Annotated in this window: 16 protein-coding genes; 5 read left to right on the forward strand and 11 right to left on the reverse strand. The window is 62.3% G+C overall.

Translation table 11 applies throughout. The features are described from left to right. Positions 1-172: 172 nt before the first annotated feature. Together PW947_RS15770 and PW947_RS15775 are read left to right on the forward strand one after the other, a co-directional pair. Positions 173-1,516, forward strand: coding sequence for a UbiD family decarboxylase (locus PW947_RS15770; RefSeq protein WP_299633262.1), 1,344 nt, complete (start codon positions 173-175; stop codon positions 1,514-1,516). Then, entirely contained in the window at positions 1,513-2,130 is a 618-nt protein-coding gene (locus tag PW947_RS15775; RefSeq protein ID WP_299633263.1) for a UbiX family flavin prenyltransferase, read from the forward strand. Before PW947_RS15770 ends, PW947_RS15775 begins: the two co-directional genes overlap by 4 nt. A 147-nt stretch (positions 2,131-2,277) precedes the next feature. Here the strand turns inward: PW947_RS15775 and PW947_RS15780 are convergent, their stop codons facing one another. From PW947_RS15780 to PW947_RS15805, 6 genes are all read right to left on the reverse strand, one after another. Next, a complete protein-coding gene (locus PW947_RS15780; protein WP_299633264.1) occupies positions 2,278-3,192 on the reverse strand; it encodes an ABC transporter permease in 915 nt (304 codons plus the stop codon). Continuing rightward, positions 3,189-3,971 carry an ATP-binding cassette domain-containing protein gene (locus tag PW947_RS15785; RefSeq protein ID WP_299633331.1) on the reverse strand — a complete coding sequence of 261 codons (783 nt, stop codon included), beginning with the start codon at positions 3,969-3,971 and terminating at the stop codon, positions 3,189-3,191. The genes PW947_RS15780 and PW947_RS15785 overlap by 4 nt, the downstream gene beginning before the upstream one ends. 50 nt (positions 3,972-4,021) lie before the next feature. Further along, positions 4,022-5,092 carry an ABC transporter substrate-binding protein gene (locus PW947_RS15790; protein ID WP_299633265.1) on the reverse strand — a complete coding sequence of 357 codons (1,071 nt, stop codon included), beginning with the start codon at positions 5,090-5,092 and terminating at the stop codon, positions 4,022-4,024. Positions 5,093-5,211: 119 nt separating this feature from the next. Beyond that, on the reverse strand, positions 5,212-6,693 hold the full coding sequence (locus PW947_RS15795) for an NAD(P)/FAD-dependent oxidoreductase (RefSeq protein ID WP_299633266.1): 1,482 nt from the start codon (positions 6,691-6,693) through the stop codon (positions 5,212-5,214). Positions 6,694-6,745: 52 nt separating this feature from the next. Next, complete coding sequence (locus PW947_RS15800) at positions 6,746-8,437, reverse strand: thiamine pyrophosphate-dependent enzyme (RefSeq protein WP_299633267.1); 1,692 nt, start codon at positions 8,435-8,437, stop codon at positions 6,746-6,748. Positions 8,438-8,614: 177 nt separating this feature from the next. Further along, the gene (locus PW947_RS15805; protein WP_299633268.1) at positions 8,615-9,766 is read right to left on the reverse strand and encodes a porin; all 1,152 of its coding nucleotides are present in this window, start codon (positions 9,764-9,766) and stop codon (positions 8,615-8,617) included. Positions 9,767-10,119: 353 nt separating this feature from the next. Between PW947_RS15805 and PW947_RS15810 the strand changes: the two genes are divergently transcribed. From PW947_RS15810 to PW947_RS15820, 3 genes are all read left to right on the forward strand, one after another. Then, entirely contained in the window at positions 10,120-11,145 is a 1,026-nt protein-coding gene (locus PW947_RS15810) for an ABC transporter substrate-binding protein (protein WP_299633269.1), read from the forward strand. After that, entirely contained in the window at positions 11,124-11,906 is a 783-nt protein-coding gene (locus PW947_RS15815; protein ID WP_299633270.1) for an aspartate/glutamate racemase family protein, read from the forward strand. The genes PW947_RS15810 and PW947_RS15815 overlap by 22 nt, the downstream gene beginning before the upstream one ends. Before the next feature lie 225 nt (positions 11,907-12,131). Next, on the forward strand, positions 12,132-12,272 hold the full coding sequence (locus PW947_RS15820) for a hypothetical protein (protein ID WP_299633271.1): 141 nt from the start codon (positions 12,132-12,134) through the stop codon (positions 12,270-12,272). Between the two features lie 140 nt (positions 12,273-12,412). Here PW947_RS15820 and PW947_RS15825 read toward each other — a convergent pair whose 3' ends face one another. The 5 genes from PW947_RS15825 to PW947_RS15845 all read right to left on the reverse strand — a co-directional run bounded on the left by PW947_RS15825 (position 12,413) and on the right by PW947_RS15845 (position 17,072). Beyond that, positions 12,413-13,633 carry a porin gene (locus PW947_RS15825; RefSeq protein ID WP_299633272.1) on the reverse strand — a complete coding sequence of 407 codons (1,221 nt, stop codon included), beginning with the start codon at positions 13,631-13,633 and terminating at the stop codon, positions 12,413-12,415. A 151-nt stretch (positions 13,634-13,784) separates the two neighbouring features. Then, a complete protein-coding gene (locus PW947_RS15830; RefSeq protein WP_299633273.1) occupies positions 13,785-14,321 on the reverse strand; it encodes a hypothetical protein in 537 nt (178 codons plus the stop codon). 82 nt (positions 14,322-14,403) lie between these two features. After that, a complete protein-coding gene (locus PW947_RS15835) occupies positions 14,404-15,747 on the reverse strand; it encodes an MFS transporter (RefSeq protein ID WP_299633274.1) in 1,344 nt (447 codons plus the stop codon). Between the two features lie 123 nt (positions 15,748-15,870). Then, on the reverse strand, positions 15,871-16,230 hold the full coding sequence (locus tag PW947_RS15840; protein WP_299633275.1) for a protocatechuate 3,4-dioxygenase: 360 nt from the start codon (positions 16,228-16,230) through the stop codon (positions 15,871-15,873). Further along, the gene (locus tag PW947_RS15845; protein WP_299633276.1) at positions 16,227-17,072 is read right to left on the reverse strand and encodes a gallate dioxygenase; all 846 of its coding nucleotides are present in this window, start codon (positions 17,070-17,072) and stop codon (positions 16,227-16,229) included. Before PW947_RS15845 ends, PW947_RS15840 begins: the two co-directional genes overlap by 4 nt. Between the last annotated feature and the right edge of the window lie 108 nt (positions 17,073-17,180).

Raw genomic sequence — 17,180 nt, forward strand, 5'->3', positions numbered from 1 at the left:
CGTCGCTTATTTGACACGCTTCGCGTATCGCCGCACAAAAACCGTTTTGCCTAGAACGGTGTGCCGAAAGCCGAAACTCCTGCGTGAATCGGCCGGTTATAAGTACCGTGGACGCGACGCGTCCGGAATGCGTTGCATGCATGAGGCATGCATCATTGAGAGACCTTGCACGATGAGACATTACCTTTCCCGGCTGCGCGCACGCGGCGAACTGCTGACCGTCACGCGCGAAGTCGATCCGCGCTACGAAGCCGCTGCGGTCGCGCGCCGGTTGCAGCAGGAAACCAGCAAACCCGTGCTGTTCGAAAACGTTCGAGGCAGCACGTTGCCGGTGCTGCTCAACCTGTACAGCGATCATCAGCGCCTGCGCGAAATCATCCGGTGCAGCGCGGACGAAACCTTCTGCGCGCGCCTCGACCGAGAGATCACGCTGGCCGCGACGCTCGACAATCCCACCGAACACGTACCGCTTCCCGACGACTGGATCACGGGCAAACTGTCCGACCTGCCGATCCTCACGTATCACGCACGCGATGGCGCGCCGTACATCACCGCCGGCGTGTTTCTCGCGAAAGATCCGGATACCGGCCGCAACAACCTGTCGTTTCACCGTTCGATGGTGGTATCGGACGACGAGTTGCGAATCCGGCTCGGCAGCAGTCACGATCTCGCGCAATTCCAGATGCGTGCGGAAGCACGCGGCGAAGCGCTCGAAGCGGTGATCCTGCTCGGTGCGGCACCGGAAATTTTCATGAGCGCATGCGTGTCGTTGCCGCCCGACGGCGATGAAATGTCGCTCGCGTCCGCGATGCGCGGCGGCCCGATTGCGATGCGCCGCGCGTTGACGGTCGATCTCGACGTGCCGGTATCGGCGGAGATCGTGATCGAAGGCCGCATCCTGCCGAACGAGCGTCGTCCCGAAGGACCGTTCGGCGAATTCATGGGCTATTACGTCGAGGTCGGCGACAACCACGTGTTCGAAGTCACGCATGTCGGCTGGCGCGAAGGTGCCGTGTTTCAAGGCCTGATTTGCGGCTCGAACGAAGATCTGCGACCGCTCGAAGCCGCGACCGCTGCGCGCATCTACAAGACCTTGTCGAGCCAGGTGCGCGGCGTGCTCGACGTCAGTTGTCAGCCGACGGTGATGAACACCATCATCAAGATCGACAAGCAGTATGACGGTCACGCGCAACACGCGCTGCTCGCCGCACTCGGCTCGCACCTCGATTACAACAAGCTGGTGATGGTGGTCGACAAGGATGTCGATATCTACAACCTCGATGAAGTGATCTGGGCGTTTCTGACGCGCGGCCGCGCCGATACCCGCACGATGGTACTGCACGACGTGCCCGGTTTTTATCGCGATCCGCACAAGGATCACTGGGGCCGCCTCGCGATCGACGCCACCAAGCCATGGGGCCGCGAAGCCGAATTCGAACGCAAGTCGATTCCCGGCGTCGAGAATATCGTGCTCGGCGACTATCTGCCGCATTTCGACAAGCGCACCGCGGCATGACGCGCGACCCGCATCCGAACCTGCATCCGAACCCGAACCCGCCGAAGATCGTCGTCGCGATCACCGGCGCGACCGGCGCGATTTACGGCGTGCGCCTGCTGGCCGCGCTGCGCGCGGTCGGCGCGCAGACGCATCTGATCGTGTCGCGCGCGGGATGGCTCACGTTGCACGACGAGATGGGACTCGACCGTGCAACGTTGCGCGATGCCGCGACCGTGTATCACGATCCCAACGAAGTCGGTGCGAGCATCGCGAGCGGGTCGTTCCGGCACGACGGCATGGTGATCGCGCCATGCTCGATGAAGACCCTCGCGGCCGTCGCGCACGGTCTCGACGACAACCTTATTTCGCGAGCCGCCGACGTCACGCTGAAAGAACGCCGCAAGCTCGTGATGCTCGCGCGCGAAACACCGTTGACGCTCGCGCATTTGCGCAACATGACGCTGGTGACGGAAATGGGCGCAGTCGTGATGCCGCCGCTGCCCGCGTTCTACGCCAAGCCCGACAGCATCGAAGCGATGGTCGATTACACTGTTCAACGCGTGCTCGATCAACTCGGTCTGAATGCGGAATCGGCGTATCGGCGGTGGGCGGGAATCGGCGCATCCGTCTGAGTCTCGTTCGTTTTATCCGCACCGTCCGCGTAGCCATCTGCACTACGCGGACTTTTTTTAATCGTTGAAACAGGCGATGACATCCGAAAAGCAAAAAGCTCCGGACTCTTCAGTCCGGAGCTTTTTCAAGCTGGCGTCATGTCCGCACTAGCTCGTTGCCATGCTCACTTTTTTGCGGCCGCCCGCACCGCGCTTCTTGCGCGTAGCCATCGACAGCAAGGTCAGCAACACGAACAGCGCCGTCACCAGTTTGAGATCCGAAGGCTGGAAGCCGATCGCCAGCACTGCGGAAATCAGCTGGAAATAGATGATCGAACCGAGCACGGGCGCAATCACCTGACGCGTCATCGAGCGATTGCCGATCACCGCTTCACCGAGCAACAACGCGGCAAGCCCGTTGACCAGCACGCCGAAGCCCATGTTGACGTCGGCGAAACCCTGGTTTTGCGCCAGCATCGCGCCACCGAGCGCCGCGAACATGTTCGCAAGACCCAGGCCGACCAGCGTGTACACCTTGACGTTGATGCCTTGCGCTTTCGCCATCGACGGGCTCGAACCGATCGCGCGCATCGCGAGACCGTGCTGCGTGCCGAGGAACCACAGCACCATCGCGCCGATTGCGATATCGATCGCGCCCAGCATCAGGATGCGCGGCAAATAACCGCCGCCGTCTTCCGGCAACCACGAGAAAATACTCGGGAAAGCGAACAGCGCCGAATTCGGTTGACCCATCACGCGAATATTCACCGAGTACAGCATCGACAGCACGAGAATCCCGCACAGCAACGTGTTGATTTTCGCTTTCTCGTGGATATACCCCGTCACCAGACCCGCGACGAAACCGGCCAGCGCACCGCCAAGTAATGCCATCACCGGGTTTAATCCGACCATCAACAGCTTCGCGCACACGCATGCGCCGAACGGGAACGCGCCCTCGCCCGTCATGTCCGAGAAGTTCAGAATCCGGAACGGAATCATGATTGCAATCGCAATCAATGCATAGGTCAGGCCCTGCATCATGCCGACCGGCACGAGGCCGATAAAACCGCTCAAAGTATTCATGCGTTCACCGTCTTTGCCATTGCGGGCTCTTCGTTGAAAGTCGCCATCAGCTTTTCCATCGTCATCGTGCGCTTCGCTTCGCCGCTCAGATCGCCGACGATACGACCGTCGCGCATCATCACCAGACGGTTGCCGTAGTCGAGCGCGTGCTGCATGTTGTGCGTGACCATCAGCGTGGTCAGATTCGCTTCGCGCACGACCTGCTCGGTCACGCGCATCACGATGGCGGCGGTGCGCGGATCGAGCGCGGCGGTATGCTCGTCGAGCAACAGCAATTGCGGACGCTGCAACACCGCCATCAGCAACGACAACGCCTGCCGCTGACCGCCCGACAACAACGACGCCTTCGCTTTGAGGCGCTTTTCCAGACCGAGATCGAACGATGCGAGCCGGTCATGAAATTCCTTCGATTGCGCGCGTGTCAGACCGAGCCCGAAGCTGCGTTTGAGCCCGCGCAGATTCGCCACGGCGAGGTTTTCCTCCAGACTCAACGCCGCCGCCGTCCCGATCGACGGGTCCTGAAACACGCGCGCGATATGCTTTGCGCGCCGGTGCGTCGGGAGTGACGTGATATCGCTGCCGTCGATGGCGATCACGCCGGTATCCGGAATGACTTCGCCCGCGAGCATGTTCAGAAACGTCGATTTGCCCGCGCCGTTGCCGCCCACCACCACGGCGAAATCGCCTGCGGCCAGTTTCAGCGACACGTCGGTCAGCGCGACGCGCTCGTCCACCGTGCCCGCATGGAAGGTCTTGCCGACCTGCTCGACCGACAGCATCGGAATGTGTTTTTCACGCATCGTCGTGACCCTGGCCGGATTCCGGCCGCTCAATTGATGAAGCATTTGCAGTCCTCGAAACTTTTGGGAATCGTCAGTCCCAGTTTCGCAAACTGGGTTTTGCTCAGCGACGTCACGTAATCCGTCGGCGCAGGTTTCAATACCGGCAACGTGGCAGTCGATTCGCCCTTCAGCACGCGCACTGCCTGTTTTGCCGCATTCGCGCCGACCGACTCCAGCGACACCGCATACGACGCGGTCGCCATGCCCTTCTTGATCGCTTCGGTTTCCGAGCTGAGCACCGGCACTTTCATTCGCAACATGCTCGCGGCCACAGCGGGAATCGCGGATTGCACGAGGTTCGAACCGGTGATGTAGACGAAGCCCACGCCCTTCAGCATTTGCGCGCGCTGTTCGATATCGTTGACGCTGTCGACGCTGACCGGCTTGAATTCGAGCCCGGCGCGTTTGGCAGCGTCGGCCAGCGCATGGGTCGTGACGACGTCGTTCGCTTCGCCGGGGTTGTACAGCGTGCCGAACGATTTCACGCCCGGAAACGCCCGCTTCGCGAAGTCGAGTACCGCGTCGAAGTTCTGCAGGTCGGACGAACCGGTAAACCGGTCGCTGCCGTGCTGCCAGTCCGGCACGAGACCGGCGGCGACGGGGTCGGTGACTTCAGTGAAAATCAGCGGCAACTTGTGATCCGTGACAGCCGCGCGCGCCACTTGCGAAACGGATGTGGTCACGGTCAGGATCATCGCCGGATGCTTCGACAGGATCTGCGAGAACATTTGCGGCATCAGCGCCTGCGTGAAATTCGCGTCGCTGTACGTGTAATCGACGTTCTTGCCATCCACGTAGCCTTCCTTCGTCATCTCGTCCTTGAAGCCCTGAATCGTTTTCGCCAGCGACGGATGCGGACCGAGACTGGCGATGCCGATGGTCGTCACGGCCGGCGTTTTCGCCGATGCCGGCAACCCGCCGAGACTGAACGCGAGCGCCGCGCCGACAGTCAGCGCGCCACGCATCGCCGACACGAAACGCGCCTTGATGCGCGTCTGGATGTCCGGTTGTGCATCAGGTTGAACCCCTGTTTGTACAAGGCCAAGAAATAACGTCATTGCAGAATGTCCTGTTGAGCGGATTGGCATGACGACTTTGTAGCATCGATGCCAGCGCTGAATTTATTCGACGGCGAGCTACTGCCGTTTCGCTAAAAGATCCGACGCTTTGCCTAGTTTTATGCGCGCTGCACCATGCGTTTCGACGCGCGTTCGAGCACGATCCGCGCGGCGCGTTCGCCGCTCGCGCATGCGCCCGTCAACAGCGCCTGGGCGGTCCAGTCGCCGCAATACACCACCGGACGATCGACCACGCGCGCCGGGCCTTCCTGCCACTGCCAGAACGCCTGCAAACGGGCGCCGTAGCCCGGCGAGAACACCGGCAGCTTGTGCGGAATCCACTGATTGACGACGCTCAGCACCTGCGCGTCGAAATCCGGAATGCGGGCGCGCAACTCGTCGCGCAACAGCGCGTCGAGGTTGTCGGTGAGGCCGCGCTCACGGGCTTCGTCGGCGGCTTCGGGCGTGAGCTGGCAGTAGATCTGCGTCAGCGGACGTCCTTGCGACGGTGCGGCCGGCAACTGCTGGTACGTCGCGATCCGGCTGGGCGTGTCGCGCGTCGCGAAGTTCATCATCGGCGGCAGCGGGCCGGCGAAGCCGTAATGGACCACGCCGAGCGCGTTGTAGTGCACGCTGTCGAGCATCGCGCGCTCGGGTTCGAGCGGACGCTTGACCAGTTGCCTCGCAAGCGAGCCTTCGACTGCGCAGACGATATGATCGAAGTGCAGCACTTCGCCGTGATCCAGAGTCAGCGTCATGTCCGGTTGCGTCCACGGCGAGTGCGGCGTCTGCGTGTCGTTCGCGGTACCGGATGCACCGTGACGCTCGATCGACGCGACCCGCACGCCCGTTCGCACTGTCAGTTGCGCCGCCAGCGCATGACACACGCGGCCCATTCCGCCCTTCAGCGTATAGACCGTGTCCTCGCCGATCAGATGCGGCACCGTGGTCAGATAAAACAGCGCCGACAGCGTCTCCGGATTAAAACTGCGCGTGGCCCGAAACACCGGTTCGACGATATTCTTCAGCACGTTCGGGCCCACGCGATCACGCGTGTACGCGGCCAGCGTCATCTGATCGAAGGTGGCATCGACGCCGAGCGCCGAGATCGCCCAATCGGGATCGACGCGGCTTTTGAGCGCGCGCATCTGTACGGCGTGGCGAATCATCGCGAGGCGCTCGGTGAGTCGCAAACCGGGCGTCGCCAGCGAACGCGCGGACGGCATCAGTTCGATCGTGTGACGGCTTCCGGATGGCGCGACGCATTGCGCGGTGAGGTTTTTCAGCGGCACGAGGATGTCGTCGAGCGACAGATCCGCGATCAGCCGGTTGAACGACTTGCCGAACGGATACACGAGCCGCGCGCCGCTGTTGAATGCGATATCGCCGACTTTCCGGTCGCCCATCCGTCCGCCGACCACAGGCTGCGCCTCGAACACGGTGACGTCCATGCCCGCCTGTTTGAGCCGGTATGCAGCGGTCAGACCGGCAATGCCCGCGCCGACCACGGCGACCCGTTGCGGCATCGACGACACCGGTTGCCACTGGTTGGGAATGCCGTCCTGCGAGCCAATTGCGTGATGATCTTTCGAAGAGTTCATTGCGTAATGACGAGTGTCATCGATGTCATGTGAGAGTCATGTAAGAGACGCGTCACGACAGCGGCTTGCCGACCGACGACGGCACGCGCAGTTCGATCAGCTTGACGCCGGGCGCGTCGAGCGCGCGTTGCAACGCGGGCGCGAAGCCGGCCGTGTCGGTGACGGTGACGCCATCGGCGCCGAACGAGCGGGCGAACGCGGCGAAGTCGATTGCGCCGAGCGCTGTGCCCGTCGCGCGTCCGAACATGCGGCGTTGCGCACCGTCGATCGCGCCGTACGAGCAGTTGTTGACGACGATCAGCAGCAGCGAGATGCGCAGCCGCACGGCCGTTTCGAGCTCTTCCGCGTGCATCATCAGACAGCCGTCGCCCGCGATCGCCACCACTTGACGGTCAGGGCCGAGCGTCAGCGCAGCGCCGATCGCCGCCGACAGTCCATAGCCCATCGCGCCGCTTTTCGGGCCGAGCTGGGTGCCGTACCGGCGATGCTTCAGATAGCGCTGCGGCCAGACTGCGTACGATCCCGCGCCCGACGTCACAACCGCGTCGGGTTGCAACGCGGCATCGAGCGTCGCGTAAATTGCCCGCAGATCGACTGGGCCTTCGCAGCGGCCGCTTTCGATAAACCGCAGGCGGTCACGGCGCGCATCGTCGCGCCATTGCGTGCGCGCATCGCGCACCGCAGGCGCGATCCATGCGCTATCGTCGGATGTCGACGTGGCGTCGAGCCACGATGCGACGAAACCGTTCGGTTCGACCTGCACGGCAAGATCGGCGCGATACACGGTGTTGATTTCGTTTGCGTCCGCATGCAAATGCACGAGATGCATCGCGTCGCCGCCCGTTTCGCGCGCCGGATCGAGCAACGTGAAGCCCTTGAACGAGCCCGCGCCGACCGTGTTCAGTTCGCCCAGACGGCCGTTGAGAACGATCAGCAGATCGGCATCGGCGATGCGCTTTGCCAGCGCTGGATCGACGCCCAGGCCGATCTCGCCGATAAAGCCCGCGTCGTCGTGATCGATCAGGTCGCGGCGGCGATATGTGGTGGCAACGGGGATCACGTGGCGCGCGGCCAGCGCAGTCAGCGAACGCAGCGACGCGTCGGTCCATCCGGTGCCGCCGGCCACCAGCACAGGCTGCTTCGCATGCGTCACGCGCTCGCGAAACGTCGCCATGTCCGCAGTCGATATCGCGGGTTGCGGCAACTTCGGCAACAGCGGATCGCGCACCACGACGCGTTGCTGCGCGACGTTTTCCGGCATCACCAGCACCACCGGTCCGCGTCGTCCCGACAGCGCGACGTGCCATGCGCGCGACAGCATCTCGCCGATCCGCGCAGGCGAATCGATCACGCCGACCCACTTCGTCAACGGCCCGAACACGCGCTGGAAGTCGTCGGCGTTCAGCATCGCTTCGCGACCCGACACGTCCATGCTCGCCTGGCCGATCACCATGATCATCGGCGCGCTGTCGGTGTATGCGGTGTGGATCGCCAGCGTCGTGTTCAGCGCGCCGGGCGCGCGCGCGGCGAGACAGATGCCCGGCACGCCGCTCAGTTGACCGGCGGCTTGCGCCGCGTACGCCATCCCCGCTTCGTGCCGGAAACTCGCCAGCCGGATCGACGGCGCGCGCACGGCGAGCGCATCGACCAGTTCCAGAATGCCTTCGCCCGGAATCAGGCTGACCATCGGTACGCCGAAGCCACGTAATGCATCCGCGAGAATTTCGGCGCCGCTGCGAGGCATCGGATCGCCCCGTTCCACCGCGCCGCTATCCGCGTTTAAAACGACATTCGCACTCACACTCACTCCAGATTCATTACGGGGACGCGCGCAGTGAAGCGCGCGTCCCGAACACCGCATCGCGCAACCCATGTCGATTGCGCGATGTGACGCGCCATCGAACGGCGTCGTCAGGCTCCATTAGAACCGGTGAAAAATACCCGCAGTAATTGCGACCTGACGTTTGCTTGCCGACGCACCGCCACTGCCGCTTGCGTATTCAATATTGGCGTGTTGCGCGTCGCCTGCCGCAAGCTGGAAAATGCCGGTCAGATACAACGCGGTCCGCTTCGACAGGAAGTAGTTGTTGATCAGCGAGAACTGGTGATACTTCGGCGAGAAATCGGTCGGCTCGACCTTGCCGAGCGTGTACACGTAATCGAACGCGGACTGGAATGCGGGCGTGAAGAAGTGGCTCGCATTCGCCTCGATGTTGGTGTAGCTGGCGCGACCGTGCGTCAGGCCGAGTTGCGCGACGCCGAGATCGTCGAAGCGGCTATGCGTGACGACCATCGCGACCGACGTGGTCTTGGTGATCGCATACGAACCGCCTGCGCCGTACAACTCCATGCTCGACGGCGCGATCGCGTACGACAAGGTCGGCGAATTCGCGGAGATCGAGGCGAACTGCGAGGTCGTCCACAAGCCTTCGCTCGCAGCCGACGCCGGATGATTCATCCGCATATACGCCGCCGACAGTTTCAACGGACCTTGCGCATAGTTCAGACCGAAGCCGAGTGCGCTCTGATTGCCGAAGCTGCCCGCCACACCGCCGAAGCTGTACAGCATCCCCGCCTGCAAACCGCGATACGACGGCGACACGTACTTCACTGCGTTGTTGGTGCGGAACTGATAGTTGAAGTTGTTGTTGTCGCCGACGGTTGCCGTGTAGCCGTTCCACATCAGCGGCGACGAATACTGCGCGAGCCAGTCCTGCGTCAAATCGTACTGACGGCCGAAGGTCAGCGTACCGAAGGTCTCGTTCTGCAAGCCCACGTACGCCTGACGACCGAATTCACGGCTGCCTTGCGCGGCCGTGCCCGTATTCGGATTGAAACCGCCTTCGAGCACGAACAGCGTGCGCGTACCGCCGCCGAGGTCTTCGACACCGCGCACACCCCAACGGCTCGGGCCGTTCGCGGTCCCGATCGACGGGCCTTTAAGCGAGTTGTTCGAGTAGATCAACCCTTCCATCAACACGCCGTACAGCGTGACGCTGGAACCGGAGGCGCTTTGCGCCTGGGCGGCCGCCGCCACCGAAAGAAGCAATACTGCGGAACAAATTCGTTTCATTTAAAAAGGTCCGGTTGATACGCCAGATGACAGGCCCGACAGCAGCCTGGGTCACGAGATCAGTAGCGCGCCGATGCTTGAATGCAACGCCAGGACGAAGACTAAAAAGCGCGGGACATCGTGACAATCGGCTCAAAATAGTTAGAACCGAATTCCTCTATCTGAGAATCGCTTGACTAGAGCGGGTACATTTGACCTTTCCAACGGGCCGGGAATGGCGCTTCGTTGGGTCGCGGCAGCGACACGTCCGATTTGATAGGGGATCGGAACTGTTTATTTTGTCGGGATGGGCGCGCCCGTCGCGCTTGAAGACAATCGGGACTTCTTCAACCGTTCATTTCAGGCAGCCCGATATGACTTTCCATCCTCCGATTGCCCTGCATGTCCGCCGTATCGGCGCGGCATTGGCGGCGCTGGCCGCCGTCGCTGCCGCATGCGGCGCCAGCAACGCGGCGCTGGCCGCCGACGCGCCCGCGCCTATCGTCGTCGGAATCGCGAACTTCGGGCCGCATCCGGCGCTTTCGCGGACGATCGCCGGTTTCAAACAGCAGATGGAAAAGGACGGTTACGTGGAAGGCAAAACCGTGCGCTACGCTTACAGCGACGCGAATTTCACGCCGAGCCTGATTCCGCAATCGCTTGCGCAAATCCTGTCGCAGCATCCGGCGCTGATCCTGACGATCACCACGCCGGTCGCGCAAGCGGCCGTGCGGAACGTGAACGACACGAGCATTCCGCTGGTGTTTTCGCAGATCACCGATCCGGTCAAGGCGGGCATCGTGCCGGACTGGCAGCATGGTTCGTCGCACATCACCGGCACGTCGAGCGCGACCAATTACGACGCCGTGCTGAGCTTTGCGAAACAGGTGTTTCCGAAGGCCACGCGTTTCGGCGTGCTCTACAACGCCGGCGAAGTGAACGACGTCGCGGCCGTGGCAAGCCTGAAAGCCGCCGCCGACAAGGCCGGCATGACGATGGTCGCGAACTCGGTCGATTCGACCGTTGACGTGCCGCAGCGCGCGGGCACGATGCAAGGCGTGGACTTCTTCTATGCGATCGGCTCGAATCTCGTGCAATCGGCACTGCCGGCGGTGGCGTCTGTCACGGACCGGATGCATATCCCGATCCTCAGCGCGGAGCACGAACTGATTCGCAAGGGCGATATCATCGCGGTCGCGTATGCACCTTCATACGAATCGCAAGGCGCGCACGCGGCGGACCTCGCGGTGCAGATGCTGCATGGCGCAAAGCCCGCCACACTGCCGACGTATCGCGCGGTACCCGGCGATTACGTCGCGCTGATCAATCGCCGCAAGCTGAAAGAGCTGGGCTTGCCGCTGCCCGCCACGCTCGATCAATGCAACTGTTTCGTCAACTGACCATGACCCGTTCCGCTTCACCCGACTTTCACGACACGCCCGAACGCCGCCGCACGATTCACGGCGTGAGCATCGGCATTCTGATGCTCGATACCGGTTTTCAGCGCTTGCCCGGCGATATCGGCCACGGCGCGACATGGCGTTTCCCGGTGCAATACGGGCTGCTGAAAGGGGTCAGCGGACCGGACGTGATGGCGGCGACCGGTGGCGATCCGGTTGCGGCCGCGCCGCTGCTCGACCGCTTCGTCGATGCGGCGAAAGAGCTGGCGACGCTTGGTGTCGATGGCATTACGACCAGTTGCGGCTTTCTCGTGTCGTTCCAGCAGGCGCTCGCGGAGCGGTGTCCGGTGCCGGTCGCGACGTCGAGCCTGTTGCAGATTCCGTCGGTGGCGAGCCTGTTGCCTGCGCGGCAAAAGGTCGGCGTGCTGACCGCGCGCGAGGCGTCGTTGACGTCTGCGCATCTGCTGGCCGCGCGTGCGCCCGCCGATTTGCCCGTCGCCGGCTTGTCCGACGACAGCCGCTTTCTGCAGAACAACCTGGGTAATGCATTGAAAGTCAGTTTCGACGAACAGGCGAACGATGTACTTGCGTGCGCGTCACGTTTGCTGTCGCGTCATCCGGAGGTCGGCGCGATCGTCAGCGAGTGCAGTAATTTCGCGCCCTATTCCGCTTTGATTGCAGAACGTTTCAACGTACCCGTGTTCGATATCGTTTCGATGGTCGAATGGTTTCGCGCGGGATTGCGTCCGCGGCCCTACTGACGCTACGCGCTGCTATTTCGTCGCAATCGCGACTCTATCTCCGCTTATCGTCAACTCTTTTCGCCGGGAAATATCGTGTAAGCAGATCGCCGTTTCGCTAGTTGATCGCCGCTTGGCGACGCCCTTCGCGTGGCTAGAATTCCGTCACTGTAGGGGTCTGGCTGGTCAATCAACGAAGGGGCGCGAAACATGAAGGATCACAGTAATCGGAGAGTCGGCGTTCGCATGTCTCTGATTGCCATTGCAATGGTAGCGGCGTGCAGTCTGGGCGGATGCGCGACAACGCTGGAAACGTTTGGATTGGGCGTGGGTGTCGGCGTGGTGGGTGCGATTTCCACCGTCGTGTGCGCGATCGGCTGTCACTAGGCCGGCACATCGTTGTTCGCCGCAGCGACAGAATATCAGCGGCGAAACGTCAGACGGCGGGCGCCGCCTGACGTGAGCTTGAAACGCGAACGGATCGTCTGCGACCGTTCGCGCCGGGCAAATCTGAAACCGGCCCGGTATCAGAAGCGGTGAATAATCCCCACACCGACAGCCACCTGGCTGCTCGACGACGACGGCGTCGAGTTGTAGCCGTCGCCGAGCGTCGCGGTTGCATCGATGATCGATCCCGCACCGTTGGTGCCGAGCGTCTTGCCGCTCGCGTGCTGATACGCTTCAAGCGCGTACAGACCGGTGCGCTTGGACAGCGAGTAGTACTGGGACAGGTTGAACTGCTGGTATTCCGCGCTGTCCTGGATACCGTTGGCCTTGGTCGCACGCGTGTAGCTGTAGCCTGCGCCGAAATCCCATGCAACCGCCGGCTTCCAGTGCAGCACGGCGCCTGCCGTGTTGAAGATCGCCGTGTCGTGGAACTTCGATTGCGTGCCCGGAATGTACTGCACGTTCGTGTAGGTCGCCGTCACGTCCCACGCGCTGTTGAACTTGTAGCCGCCGCCGACTGCGAAACGCTGCTGCGCCTGCGCCGTCTGATAGCCGTTCGTCAGCGCCGATACGCCGATTTCCGAGCCGCCGTTGCTGGTGGTCGAATCCGAGCCCCATGCGCCGCCGCCGACCGCCGAGTTGTTGATGCGCGAGAACGCCACCGCGAAACCGATCGGACCCACCGCGTATTGCAGGCCGGTCGCCCACGTCGAACCGCGATTCACGCTGCCCGCCACACCGCCCATCGAATACGAGCCGCTGAACGTGAGGCCGTAGATTTTCGCCGACGTGTATTCGAGGGTGTTGTTCATCCGATAGATCGTGTCGAGACCGTCGATATCGCCCGGATGCGCGCCGTAGTAGCCGGTGACCCACGTGGTCGGGCTGTACGCCGACATCATCTGGTAATACGACGCGTACTGGCGACCTGCCGTCAACGTACCGTACGTGGAATTGGTCACACCGACCCAAGCCTGACGGCCGAACATCGCATTCGTGTATTGCTGCGCGCCGGTCGCGGAATTAAAGCCGGATTCCAGTTGGAAAATTGCCTTGGTGTCGCCACCGAGATCTTCCGAGCCTTTCAGGCCGAAGCGGCTACCCGCCCACACGCCCTGCGCCATCTTCACGACGGATTTCCCACCGGAGTTCGCGCCGAGCGATCCCACGTTATTCGTATAGGAAAAGCCGTTATCGACGATCCCGTACAAGGTCACGCTGCTTTGCGCGAATGCCGGTGCGGACGCGACCAGTGCTGCACCCAGCAATGCGGTCTCAACGCGTTTTGTGGTTCTTTTCATACTCCAAGCCTCCATCGTTCTAGTGTGGTGAAAATCAGGCAACAGCAGTCCGGCGGCATCATTGCGTGCCGGTCTGCGGGTGTTCGTACAGGGGTGACATACCGGCGCAGCAGGTCGCTGCGCGGACGTCGTCGAAGCTGGCGGCGCGGCTTTACCGTGGGGTCGTCGCCAGCATCCGTCTGACCGTCAAGGCCAGCGGAACCGTGAAGAAGAAGTGAGACATGAAGCCGCCGATGATCACAGCCGGATCGTAGTAATTCGGATGGTTGGTCGACGCGATCATGATCGCCACATGCATGACGATCCATGCGATCACCGCATAAAACAGCGCGACGAACGTGGCTTCGTAACCGCGTCGGCGCAACGACGGCCAGACCGCCGCGAACAGCACGCCCCAACCGATGGCGAACGCGAAGTGAATGCAGGTCCCGAGCACGTAGGCCCAGATCCCGATCGACTCCTGAAACGCCTTGCCGAACACCAGTCCGGTCGCGTTGCGTGGAATCCCCGCGAGCGGCATCAAATGCTGCGCGCCGACCCACACCACCGCTTCGTAAATCCAGATCGCGACCGCGCCGAGCAGCCCGCCTGCGACGCCTGCTCGCAGAACCGCCACAAGACCCGGCGAATCCGGAAAGTTGGCCGCAAGGCCGCTACGATTGCCGCTCACGCTGAAATTGCCGCTCATGTCCGCTCTCCTCGATACGTTGGATCGGGCGGACGGCGCGCGGGATGCGCGTCGTCCGTGATGCAAGACTGCGAAAACCGTATCAGGCGTCGGCCACCGGGCTGGTAATGAAGCGCAGCGCGAGACGGTTCATCAGGATCGCGACGGCGGCGATCAGGGCCGGCACGGCGAGCACCGAGAACACCGTGGCGAAGCTGAAGCCCATCGACAGCAACGCGCCACCGACCAGCGATCCGAGAATGCCGCCGAGTCGTCCGAAGCCGAGCATCCAGCTCACGCCGGTGGCACGGGCGCGGGTCGGGTAGCAGCTCGGCGCGAGTGCGTTCAGGCCGGTTTGTGCGCCGCTCATGAAGAAGCCCGCACAGGTCACCAGAACCGGCAACAGGGTCGACTGCAGCGTGCCCATGCCCAAGGCGAAGATAAAGACGCCGCCAAGCAGATACGCGATGCCGATCACGGCATTGCGGTCGAGGCGGTCCATCGCGAAGCCCACCGCGATTGCGCCTACCGTGCCGCCCAACTGGAACAGACCGGTAATCGCCGCGGCGCGCTCGACGGGCAAGCCAGCGTCCTTGATCAGCGTCGGCAGCCAGCCGGTCAGCAGATAGATGATCAGCAGGCCCATGAAGTACGTCACCCACAGCATCAGCGTGCTGGCGGCGTAGCCGTCGGCGAACAGCATCCGGACCGGCGCCTTGGCCACGATCACCGGTTCCGGCGACGTGAAGCGCACGTCGTTGGCAAAACGGTGTCCACAGACACGGCCGAGCGTCGCGGCGATGCGTTCGACCGGCATCTTGCGAACCAGCATCAGACGCGCGGATTCGGGCAGCAGCCACAGCAGCAACGGAATGCTGACGATCGGCAGGATGCCGCCGAACATGAACACTGCGCGCCAGCCGAAGTGCGGAATCAGCGAAGCCGCGATGAAACCGCCCGCGCCCGAACCGAAGTTGAAGCCGGTGAACATGATCGTCAGCAGCAGCGAGCGGCTGCGCGACGGCACGTATTCGGACAGCAAGGTGGTGGAATTAGGCATGGCCGCGCCGAGACCGAGGCCGGTCAGGAAGCGCAGGATCACGAGTTGCAGCGGCGTTTCGGCGAATGCGCACAGCAAGCTGAACAGGCCGAAGCAAAACACCGACGCCATCAGCACTTTCTTGCGGCCGATGCGATCGGAGATCGGGCCCGCAGTCAGCGCGCCGATCGCGAGGCCGACCATCGCGGCGCTCATCACCGGGCCGAATGCGGCGCGGCTCACGTTCCAGTCGTGCATGATGACCGGGGCGACGAAGCCCATCACCGCCGTGTCGAGACCATCCATCATCACGATCACGAAGCACAGAAGCAGCACCAGCCATTGATATGCCGACACCTTGCGAGCGTCGATAAACGCCTTGATATCGACCGATTCCGCCAGTTGCATACGTGTCTCCAGAGAAAACAGTGTCCCGCCCGGGGTCTCTGTCGGACCCAGGTTCATTGGTATGAAAAGAAGAAGCCGCTAGAGAAACGGCGTAGCGACACGCCGTTCTTCACGCGTTAGCGCTTAAACCGCATCAGGTACCTTGCGCGTCTTCAGAAACGCTTCAAGCGTTTCACCGCGCATGCTGGCGTACATTCCGAGGTTGGTGATCTTCACCACGCGCGCGAATTTTTCCAGCACGAAGAAGCACACGCCGTACTGCACGAGACCGAGCCAGTCGGTGTTATCGACCAGCGTGCGCTCTTCCTCGGTCAGTTTGGCGAGGTCGTATGCAGCTTGACGTTCTTCGAGCCAGCGCGTGCGCGCAGGCGCTTCACGCATCATCCAGAAGAAGCGGTTCAGGCGCATCGCCTTCATGCTCTGACGGATATCGAACGGGTACGTGCCCGTCAATTCCTCGACGCCGATCAGTTGCGGATTCATGCCGACACCTCGTCTTCGTAGATCGTCACAGCCATCGCAGTGCTGGTTGCGAGGTAGTAGCTGCGGTGCAGTTCGCGAATCTTCGAACCAAGCGCGCCGCGCATTGCGAGCCACATGATCGTTTCGACGCTTTCCGCGCCACCGAGACGCACGTAATCGACGTGCTTCATCGCCGCGAGACGTTGCGGATCGTTCACGATCAGATCGAGAAACTCCATGTCCCAGTCGGTGTTGTTGAAGCCGCTGCGTTCGCCATGTACCTGATGCGACAGACCGCCGGTGCCCACCACCACCACGTCCAGATCCTGATCGAACGATTCGATCGCGCGGCGCATCGCCTGACCCAGCCGGTAGCAGCGGTTCGCGGTCGGCAGCGGATACTGCAACACGTTGACTTCCATCGGCACCAGCGCCATCGGCCAGCCGCCCTGATGCGGCAGCATCAGCGACAGCGGCGAATTACAGCCGTGATCGAGCGGACGGTCCTGGAACACGGTCAGGTCGAACTCGTCGTTGACCAGTTGTTCGGCGATATGAATCGCCAGATCCGGATGACCGGCGATGTCCGGCAGCGGACGCTTGCCCGCGCCTTCGTCGGCGAATTCGTGGTTGCCGGACACGCCGAGCGCGAACGTCGGATAGCAATCGAAAAAGAAGCTGTTGGCGTGATCGTTGTAGAACATCACCATCACATCGGGCTTACGCTCCGCCAGCCATTTGGCCACCGGTTCATATCCGGCAAACAGCGGCGCCCATGCGGGTTCGTTCTGTTTGCCCTTGTCGTATGCCATGCCAATCGTCGGTACATGCGACGTACCGATGCCGCCAATAATTCTTGCCATTTCGATCTCTTCCGTCACTTCATGCAGCGCGCACCTTGCGCACCGTTCGGATGGGTGGCTGCCAACTACGACACAGCGATCCCAACCTTCTTGGGATACAAAGATATA

This window comes from Paraburkholderia sp., from assembly GCF_028283785.1.
Lineage (GTDB): Bacteria > Pseudomonadota > Gammaproteobacteria > Burkholderiales > Burkholderiaceae > Paraburkholderia.

Coding starts and splice junctions, on each gene's coding strand:
- PW947_RS15770 (WP_299633262.1), top strand. CDS start 173: ATGAGACATTACCTTTCCCGGCTGCGCGCACGCGGCGAACTGCTGACC.
- PW947_RS15775 (WP_299633263.1), top strand. CDS start 1,513: ATGACGCGCGACCCGCATCCGAACCTGCATCCGAACCCGAACCCGCCG.
- PW947_RS15780 (WP_299633264.1), bottom strand. CDS start 3,192: ATGAATACTTTGAGCGGTTTTATCGGCCTCGTGCCGGTCGGCATGATG.
- PW947_RS15785 (WP_299633331.1), bottom strand. CDS start 3,971: ATGCTGTCGGTCGAGCAGGTCGGCAAGACCTTCCATGCGGGCACGGTG.
- PW947_RS15790 (WP_299633265.1), bottom strand. CDS start 5,092: ATGACGTTATTTCTTGGCCTTGTACAAACAGGGGTTCAACCTGATGCA.
- PW947_RS15795 (WP_299633266.1), bottom strand. CDS start 6,693: ATGAACTCTTCGAAAGATCATCACGCAATTGGCTCGCAGGACGGCATT.
- PW947_RS15800 (WP_299633267.1), bottom strand. CDS start 8,437: ATGCCTCGCAGCGGCGCCGAAATTCTCGCGGATGCATTACGTGGCTTC.
- PW947_RS15805 (WP_299633268.1), bottom strand. CDS start 9,766: ATGAAACGAATTTGTTCCGCAGTATTGCTTCTTTCGGTGGCGGCGGCC.
- PW947_RS15810 (WP_299633269.1), top strand. CDS start 10,120: ATGACTTTCCATCCTCCGATTGCCCTGCATGTCCGCCGTATCGGCGCG.
- PW947_RS15815 (WP_299633270.1), top strand. CDS start 11,124: ATGCAACTGTTTCGTCAACTGACCATGACCCGTTCCGCTTCACCCGAC.
- PW947_RS15820 (WP_299633271.1), top strand. CDS start 12,132: ATGTCTCTGATTGCCATTGCAATGGTAGCGGCGTGCAGTCTGGGCGGA.
- PW947_RS15825 (WP_299633272.1), bottom strand. CDS start 13,633: ATGAAAAGAACCACAAAACGCGTTGAGACCGCATTGCTGGGTGCAGCA.
- PW947_RS15830 (WP_299633273.1), bottom strand. CDS start 14,321: ATGAGCGGCAATTTCAGCGTGAGCGGCAATCGTAGCGGCCTTGCGGCC.
- PW947_RS15835 (WP_299633274.1), bottom strand. CDS start 15,747: ATGCAACTGGCGGAATCGGTCGATATCAAGGCGTTTATCGACGCTCGC.
- PW947_RS15840 (WP_299633275.1), bottom strand. CDS start 16,230: ATGAATCCGCAACTGATCGGCGTCGAGGAATTGACGGGCACGTACCCG.
- PW947_RS15845 (WP_299633276.1), bottom strand. CDS start 17,072: ATGGCAAGAATTATTGGCGGCATCGGTACGTCGCATGTACCGACGATT.